The sequence below is a fragment of the Granulicatella sp. 20925_1_45 genome, assembly GCF_041433555.1.
Taxonomy (GTDB): domain Bacteria; phylum Bacillota; class Bacilli; order Lactobacillales; family Aerococcaceae; genus Granulicatella.
In genome coordinates this window covers 21,432-28,106 of sequence record NZ_JAPWBR010000025.1, presented here as the reverse complement: position 1 = coordinate 28,106, position 6,675 = coordinate 21,432, and the positions used below count along the sequence as shown (strand labels likewise).

Sequence of the window (6,675 nt, the reverse complement as noted above, 5' to 3'; positions counted from 1 at the left end):
TCTTGATCCGGTGTTTTCTTGTTCTTAAAATAACGCAAATAGCGGTACAAGTAGAATCGGCATAAAAATGGCTGGCAAGAAGTTTAATACTTTAATCTTCGTAATCCCTAGTAAGTTCATCGCTAAACCAACTAAAAGAACCGATCCAACCGCGGACATCGATACGGTTACCACATCATTCAAATGAGGAGCCACTAGTTGAGACAAGCCCACTAAAATTAACTCATATGCAATGACCGCCACTGCAGAAAGCCCTACTCCAATCCCTTCCGTTGCCGCAAGGAAGATAGAAGTAATCCCATCTAATACCGACTTCGTTTGAAGCAACGCTGGATCTCCAGTAATTCCTAACTGGATAGACCCCATTGTAGCAAGTGCCCCCACGCAGAAAATCATCACTGCAGCAACGAACCCTTCACCGATATTTAAATTGTTTTCTTTACCTTTTGAAGCCTTCTCCTGAAGCCAGTCTGAGAACTTACGTACCCGCTCCTCCATTTGAAGCGCTTCTCCGACAACGCCACCGCATACCAGAGATAAAATCATAATCAAGCTATTCGGGATTTGAATCGCGCCTTTAATTCCGACCAGGAATACACATAGCGCTAACCCTTGCATGATATGTTGCGCGAAACGCTCTGAAATTATATGTCGTAAAAACACACCCACAAGCGCTCCGACGGCAATTGCTGTTCCATTTATTAATATAATCACTCGAAAAACTCCTTCATTTTATACGTCCAAGTGAAGGAATTTCTCTCCTTCCACTATTCCACAAACAAACTTTGCGGATCTTCAAAAGGACTCGCTCCGTCCTCTTCTGTTTCGTGTTTTCTCTCTAAGAAGTACACTTCCTCAATCACCACTTCGATCACATACACTTCTTGATGATTCTTGTTAGTGTAGCGACGGGTATTAAGTCGCCCTTCCACGCCAATACGGTCTCCCTTTTTGACAAACTTGCCAATACGTTCCGCAATTTTGCCCCAGGCGACCACTTGGATAAAGTGTGAATGATAGGAATCATCGCTATTTCGGTATACATTTTGCACCGCGATGGTATTATTAAACACACTCTTTCCGGAAGGTTGAAGCTGTTGCACCTCTACCTCTTTGACAACACGACCAATTAAAGATACTAAGTTCATAAGACGAACCTCCTATAGTTTTTTCTATAGTAAGCTACGTCCAGATACTTCTAATTGGCTTTTCCTTCTTCTCTCAATTTTTGAGAAAATTCAGAAATCTTACGCAGTCTGTGGTTTACCCCTGATTTTGAGATAGGCCCAGAAGGTAACATTTCGCCTAACTCTTTCAAACTAATTTCTGGATTCTCTAAACGGATTTTTGCAATATCCGATAATTTATCCGGCAAGGCGTCGAGTCCTACCGTATCTTCAATGTATTGAATCTCTTCGATTTGACGAGTGGCTGCATTCACCACTTTATTAATATTAGCGTTCTCGCAGTTTACTAAACGATTCGCCGTATTTCGCATATCTCGAATAATTCGGATATCTTCAAAATGTAGCATCGCCTTGGAAGCATGAATCACGGCAAGGAAGTCTGCAATTTTCTCGGCTTCTTTCAAGTACGTGATATACCCCTTACGACGCTCAATCGTTCTGGCATTCAACCCAAACGCATTCATCATCTGACAAATATCGTCGTTATGCTCTTCATAAATCGAATAAATCTCTAAGTGATAACGGCTCGTTTTCGGGTCATTAATCGAACCGCCAGCCAGAAACGCCCCACGAAGGTAGGCACGCATCTTCTCTTCGTCTTCACGAACATTTTCTGGAACGCGCATATTAAATAAGCCGCTCGACTTGATATTCAAGTCTTCCAAAATCTCTTCTGTTCCATGTTTCAAACGTACGATATACACATTGTTCTTCTTCAGTTTCATCTTACGGCGAACCAAGAGTTCACTTTCCACTTGATAATACTTCTTCAAGAGTACATAAATTCGTCTGGCAATCGTCGCGTTTTCCGTTTGGATATTTAAAATCAATTGACGATTCAAAATCCCAACCGCCCCATTCATTCGAATGAGCGCCGCAAGTTCATATTTTGAATAGTCATATTGCACTTCTAGTTGCGTTAGTTCTTGTTTTGTTTCTGCAGCAAATGATAGTAAGGACACAGGCCTCCTCCTTTCTCTTCTAGTCATGTTGAAGGAGCCAAGAGGAAGTCTTGGCTCCTATTTTATTCGGTATTATTCAATTCGTGCACTTTGTAGAAGACGGAATAATTCGTCGATGACCTTTTCACCATCATGGTATACGCCTTTTTCGCGTAATTTAATAAAGTCAGACGACACTACTCGGCATCCCTCGTCGCGCAATCCTTGGAAGTCGTACTTCACTTGGTAAAGATACTCTTCGTTCTTTTGTTGGTTTAAGTACTCTTCTGGCACTGCCTCTGTATTCACGAGGACGGTGTCGATGAACTGAGTTCCTAAATGGTCATGTAACACGCGTACATGATCTGCATCGGTAAAGTGTTCCGTTTCACCACGTTGCGTCATGATGTTACAAATGTACACCACTTCCGCTTTCGTTTCACAAACGGCTTGACCAATATCGCTAATCATTAAGTTTGGCAAGATACTAGTATAAAGACTACCAGGCCCTAATACAACCATATCGGCTTCCATAATCGCATTGATGACTTCACGTGCCGCCATTGGAGTTCGGCTATCATCGAGCTTACGATTCTCGTCGTAGCAATGCACGGAAACCTTTTTAATCTTCTTGCGATATTTGACAAGTTCCGCTTCCCCGTCCACAATCGTTCCATCTTGGAATTCCGCGCGTAGTAACAATGGCTCTTCAGCGGCAGGATACACATGTCCTTCCACCGCCATCATACGGCTTAGGAGACGAATCGCATCGAAAATATTTCCACGCATCTCTGTTAAGGCCGCAATGATTAAGTTTCCAATCGCATGTCCAGCGAAGAATTGGTCGTCGGAATTGAAACGATATTGGAAAATTTCTTTTTGTAAAGCGTTCATCGGAGAAAGAGCAATCATACAGTTCCGAATATCTCCTGGCGGTACAACGTTCATATAATCTCGAATGATTCCTGAACTTCCACCATCATCGGCAACCGTTACAATCGCAGTTACATCCGCATCTCTCTTACGAAGGTTTCTCAAGAGAACAGGAAGCCCTGTTCCTCCACCAATAACGGTGATTTTAGGACCTTTCTTTCTCGGAGGATTTGGTGTTACCTCGAACATCATGATCGTCCATTCCCTTCTTTACGACGGTCTTTGTCACGATGAGAGATTTTCACGTTATAAGAGTCTGATAATAATTCGCGTCCGATACGTTCCGCAAAAGCTACAGAACGGTGTTGCCCACCAGTACATCCGATGGCAATCGTCACGCTCGATTTTCCTTCTTTTTTGTAGCCTGGAATTGAGAAGTCGAGTAAGTCCATCAATTTGTGATAGAACGTCTTCGCTTCTGGTTGGCTCATGACATAATCATACACAGGTTCATCTAATCCAGTTAATGGACGTAACTCTGCAATATAGTGTGGATTTGGTAAGAAACGTACATCCATCACGACATCCGCATCGATTGGAAGTCCGTATTTAAATCCAAATGACATCACTTGGATTGTGAAAATTCCTTCGCTGCCTGTAGAGAATGCTTGCATGATTTCTTCACGTAATTTACGAGGTGAAAGATTTGTTGTATCAATCACTTTTTGCGCACGTGTCTTAATATCTTGCAATAAACGACGTTCCGCAATAATCCCATCGTAAATACGACCATCACTTGCTAGAGGGTGCGTTCTTCTTGTTTCTTTGTAACGAGAAACAAGCGCATCATCGCTCGCTTCTAAGAATAAAATTTTTGTTGTAATAAATGATGTGTTATCAAGGCCTGCAATAGCGGACATGATTTCATCAAAGAATGCGCGTGAACGTAAGTCGATTACGAGCGCAATTTTTGTAATTTTTCCTGATTCTTTTACTAATTCCCAAAATTTTGGTAGAAGACTTGGTGGCATATTATCGACACAGAAATATCCCATGTCTTCGAAACTTTGCATTGCAACAGTTTTCCCTGCCCCACTCATACCTGTAATGACGACTAATTCTAGTTGATCTACTGCCATTGTCATTCTCCTATCTCAAACGATATTGTTATCTTTACAATTATAACACATCCGGGCGTGTCATTGTTAACTTTTTAGCGAAAACACCCCTTTTATCGCACAAAAAACGAGGGTTCCCCCTCGCTTTCATTAATCTTTCACTTGCATCACTTCAGACGGAATTTGAATACGAACCGTGGTCCCTTCTCCAACAGTCGAGTCTACACTGAGTTTAACGCCTAATCGTTTAGCAATCTCTGCAGATAAATAGAGCCCTAGCCCTGTCGATTGGTGGTTCACACGACCGTTATAACCGCTAAATCCACGTTCAAAAATCCGTTTAATATCGTAAGGGGCAATCCCGATTCCTGTATCTTCAATCGTTAACGTGCTTCCATCAAAAAGAATACGAATCGTTCCATCCTCAGGTGTATATTTCACCGCATTCGATAACACTTGCTCGACGATAACGCCTAGCCACTTCGAATCCGTCACCACTTTTTCCCCTGTAGGATTATAGTCCAAATGCAATTTCTTCGAAATAAAGAAGGTCGCATATTTCTTCAAGAGCGGGCGAATCACTTCATCGATAGAGATGGTTGAAATCGATAAGTCTTGATGGAAACTTTCCATTCGAACGTAATGCAGCGCTAGTTCCGTATAGGTTGTAATCCGAACGAGTTCTTGACTCAATAAAGATTTCTCAGTTGTTTGAGGCAACTCATGAATCAGCAACTGACTTGCGGCAATACTCGTTTTAATTTGATGCGCCCATAAAGTATAATAGTCCACATCTTCCTTGCGAAGTTGCTTCATCTTCGTACTTAACCCTCGCATATCCGACTTTTCTTGTTGAATCGCTTCATATAAATGACTCACAACGGGCGAAAACCCATCGTCTAGCGTCGTCACTTCCTGCTGCAAACTTCGAACGACTTCTTTATACTTTCTCCAATCGTGCCATAAAAGTGCACCCGCGACTACCAAAAGGAAAAAGGCTAGTAAAAATAAATAATAGCCGACTTCTGAATTTAGCCAATTAAAGACGAAGAAGAACCCAATCGAAAACACTTCGATGAAGGCCAGCGCTCCAAGTAAGAAAGCATGCGATTTGAACCAAGCCATACTAAATTCCACTTTTGTCTTCATTCAATCACTTCCGCCAATCCATACCCGACGCCTTTTTTCGTCGTGATTAATTTTTCCAATCCGATTTCGCCAAGACGCTTCCGCAAACGAGCAATCGTCACAGACAAGGTATTATCATCGACAAACACATCGCTATTCCACAAGGCATTCATTAAATCTTCCCTCGGCGCAATATCGCCTTGTTTTTCAAACAGTACACGCAAAATGATAAATTCATTCTTCGACAATTCAATGACATTACCCTCATACGAAACCTTTCCGCTTCCCAGTTGTAAGGCAATCCCCTTATATTCCAGCCAATCTTTTTGCTGAACGAACTCATAACTGCGACGCATCATCCCTTGTATTTTTGCAACCAATACACTTGGTTCAAACGGCTTTGTCATATAATCATCCGCGCCCATATTAATCGACATCACAATATCCATCGCTTGATCCCTGGACGACAAGAACATAATCGGCACTTGAGACACCTTACGAATCTCTTGGCACCAATAATAGCCATTATAAAACGGCAATGTAATATCCAGAATCACCAACTGCGGATTGATGGCTAAAAATTGAGTGTACACTTGCGAAAAGTCTTCCACCGCAACGACTTCATAATTCCATTTTTCCAATTCTTGTACAATCGCATCGCGAATGACTTTTTCATCTTCGACAATCATTATTGTTTGCATACACTCACCTCGTTTTCATTGTACCATCTTTCCAATTCACAGAAAACCATCTATTTCCTAATTTCTCGTATCATTTCCCATAAAGTCGTTTGATTATCTTGCTCCGTTCCAATTTCATATACGAAGCCATCGGACTCGTCACGACCAAAGATAAAGAGCTCTACCTGCTGCGACTCGTCTATCCCCAAAATCCGACTGACCACTGGAAGTTGAATACTATATTTCAGATAAAATTCATTATCCCCAGTAGGAGTTTCTTCTTTCTTTGTATAATTCTTATTTACCAATTTTGCCTTTGCTAAAATATCTTTATTCAATTGCAATTCCTGGAATAAAAACTTTCCTTGTGGCCAGAGTTTTTTCGCCTCTTCTTCATTTTCAAAAACAAACTTTCCATTCACATATTGGAACGGTATACTTTTCTCTTCTTCCTTAGTTTTAGAATTGAGCTGCTTAATCGTTCCAACTAGTGGGTTCCCTTTTCCCCTAGCCTCAAGATAAACAAATACATTCGAGTCACCGACTACACGCATCTGACTTACCGTAAATCCCTTCGGAAACTGCTCAAATAAATCTTCAATATTTTTTGTCGGATAAGCCCTGCTCAATTCTTTCCCAGCCAGCTCTTCAAGATACCCACTACTCGTGTGATCCGCACACCCCACTAACAACGTCACGCAAAGTACCAATAAACCAATCCACGACCATTTCTTTAACTTCACACACA

At 41.6% G+C, this 6,675-nt stretch carries 8 protein-coding genes; all 8 read right to left on the bottom strand.

Translation table 11 applies throughout. The features are described from left to right. Nucleotides 1-24: 24 nt before the first annotated feature. Nucleotides 25-714, bottom strand: coding sequence for a DUF554 domain-containing protein (locus tag O3798_RS07960; protein WP_371464193.1), 690 nt, complete (start codon nucleotides 712-714; stop codon nucleotides 25-27). Between the two features lie 53 nt (nucleotides 715-767). Continuing rightward, on the bottom strand, nucleotides 768-1,148 hold the full coding sequence (locus tag O3798_RS07955; protein WP_371464192.1) for a single-stranded DNA-binding protein: 381 nt from the start codon (nucleotides 1,146-1,148) through the stop codon (nucleotides 768-770). 50 nt (nucleotides 1,149-1,198) lie between these two features. After that, a complete protein-coding gene (gene whiA / locus O3798_RS07950) occupies nucleotides 1,199-2,149 on the bottom strand; it encodes a DNA-binding protein WhiA (protein ID WP_285251531.1) in 951 nt (316 codons plus the stop codon). A 72-nt stretch (nucleotides 2,150-2,221) separates the two neighbouring features. Further along, entirely contained in the window at nucleotides 2,222-3,253 is a 1,032-nt protein-coding gene (gene yvcK / locus O3798_RS07945) for a uridine diphosphate-N-acetylglucosamine-binding protein YvcK (RefSeq protein ID WP_371464191.1), read from the bottom strand. Then, nucleotides 3,250-4,146 (bottom strand): RNase adapter RapZ, encoded by an 897-nt coding sequence (gene rapZ, locus O3798_RS07940; protein ID WP_285251529.1) that lies wholly within the window; start codon nucleotides 4,144-4,146, stop codon nucleotides 3,250-3,252. Before rapZ ends, yvcK begins: the two co-directional genes overlap by 4 nt. Before the next feature lie 123 nt (nucleotides 4,147-4,269). Next, nucleotides 4,270-5,268 carry a sensor histidine kinase gene (locus tag O3798_RS07935; protein ID WP_371464190.1) on the bottom strand — a complete coding sequence of 333 codons (999 nt, stop codon included), beginning with the start codon at nucleotides 5,266-5,268 and terminating at the stop codon, nucleotides 4,270-4,272. Then, nucleotides 5,265-5,948 (bottom strand): response regulator transcription factor, encoded by a 684-nt coding sequence (locus O3798_RS07930; protein ID WP_371464189.1) that lies wholly within the window; start codon nucleotides 5,946-5,948, stop codon nucleotides 5,265-5,267. The genes O3798_RS07935 and O3798_RS07930 overlap by 4 nt, the downstream gene beginning before the upstream one ends. 50 nt (nucleotides 5,949-5,998) lie before the next feature. Next, nucleotides 5,999-6,670: a hypothetical protein gene (locus O3798_RS07925; RefSeq protein ID WP_371464188.1), complete on the bottom strand. Its 672-nt coding sequence runs from the start codon at nucleotides 6,668-6,670 to the stop codon at nucleotides 5,999-6,001. Nucleotides 6,671-6,675: the final 5 nt, after the last annotated feature.

Coding starts and splice junctions, on each gene's coding strand:
- O3798_RS07930 (WP_371464189.1), bottom strand. CDS start 5,948: ATGCAAACAATAATGATTGTCGAAGATGAAAAAGTCATTCGCGATGCG.
- O3798_RS07935 (WP_371464190.1), bottom strand. CDS start 5,268: ATGAAGACAAAAGTGGAATTTAGTATGGCTTGGTTCAAATCGCATGCT.
- yvcK (WP_371464191.1), bottom strand. CDS start 3,253: ATGATGTTCGAGGTAACACCAAATCCTCCGAGAAAGAAAGGTCCTAAA.
- O3798_RS07955 (WP_371464192.1), bottom strand. CDS start 1,148: ATGAACTTAGTATCTTTAATTGGTCGTGTTGTCAAAGAGGTAGAGGTG.
- rapZ (WP_285251529.1), bottom strand. CDS start 4,146: ATGACAATGGCAGTAGATCAACTAGAATTAGTCGTCATTACAGGTATG.